The sequence below is a fragment of the Streptomyces poriferorum genome (assembly GCF_019399235.1).
GTDB classification, from domain to species: Bacteria; Actinomycetota; Actinomycetes; order Streptomycetales; family Streptomycetaceae; genus Streptomyces; species Streptomyces poriferorum.
Window position 1 is genome coordinate 1 of the sequence record NZ_JAELVH010000596.1, and the last position, 687, is coordinate 687.

The 687-nt window shown below is 72.1% G+C and carries 1 pseudogene; it reads left to right on the forward strand.

Annotated features, from left to right (window positions below):
• Window positions 1-687 (forward strand): annotated as a pseudogene (locus JGS39_RS39910) (hypothetical protein); the annotation flags it as partial.

Consider the following 687-nt stretch of genomic DNA (forward strand, 5'->3'; position numbering starts at 1 on the left):
CGAGCGCCACAGCGTGCTGCCCTCGCTCGGTGCCACGGCCGTCGCCGTCGACAAGGGCGAACTGAGCGACTTCTACCGCGACGTCCTCGACGGCCCCAAGGCGGTGATCCACCCCGACCGCAAATACGGGGACTCGGACCCCGGCCACTACGGCACCGGCGTCTCCAGCACCACCTACACCTACCGGCGCGACGGCCAGGAGTTGCCCGCCGCCCAGCTCTTCGCCCCGCAGGAGGCCGAGTACCGCATCGACCAGACCGTGCGCCGCAGGACCACCGCACTGGAGACCCTCGGCACCCGCACGGACACCTCCTACACCTTCCGCTCGAAGGCACCCGGAGCGGGCGACACCGCCACCGGCTGCACCGAGGTGTTCGGCGCCGGCCATCCGTGCGCCGTCCTGCCGGTGATCTTCATCGACTACGACCTCGCGCTCGACGGAGCCAACAGCGCACCGGCCGGCCGTGTCCTGCCCGTACGCATCGGGACGCACCGGACCGACGGCTACAGGGGAGCCGCCGTGACGGGCGTACGCGTCGAGGCGTCGTACGACGACGGGATCACCTGGAGCACCGCCACGGAGCCGCATGTACGCCGTGACGGAACGGCCACCACCGTCCTGCACCGCGCGCCCGCCGATGCCAAGGCCGTCACCCTGCGGGTCACGGCCTGGGACCGGGCGGGCAA